Genomic DNA, 422 nt, shown 5'->3' with positions numbered 1-422 from the left:
CCACCAGTTAAAGTAATGGTTTGTGGGAAGTCATTAAGGCAATAGAATCTACTTTCTTGAGTAACAATATTAGGGAGCTCAAAGACAGTAAGTTGTACTTGACTAATTCCAAAACAGGCATTCGCATTTTCAACACGAGCATATATGGTTTGTGAGTAAGGAATGGTATTGGTAAAATTAGTATCTAACGGATTGTCTTCAATAAGCGCATCTAGGTAGGTTTGATAGAAGGTAAGTTGCAATCCGTCAGGCAAACCAGAGAGAATGGCATCATTAGCATTGGTTAGATCAAAATTAACAAATCCATCTTCAGTACCATCATCGTCACAAGCTTCAAGGGTTGTATTGTTAGCAGCAGTAGAACTGACTTGAAGCGTTACTTGCGCAGTGTTGGTACAACCTGTAATGGTATTGGTAACGAG

At 38.9% G+C, this 422-nt stretch carries 1 pseudogene; it reads right to left on the bottom strand.

Annotation, left to right across the window (positions count from 1 at the left end):
• Positions 1-422 (bottom strand): annotated as a pseudogene (locus Q0876_RS15650) (hypothetical protein); the annotation flags it as partial.

Origin of the sequence: uncultured Psychroserpens sp., from assembly GCF_947503375.1 — a bacterium.
Taxonomy (GTDB): Bacteria; Bacteroidota; Bacteroidia; order Flavobacteriales; family Flavobacteriaceae; genus Psychroserpens.
The sequence above is the reverse complement of the archived record's forward strand: the minus strand, read 5'-3'. Positions and strand labels throughout refer to the sequence as shown.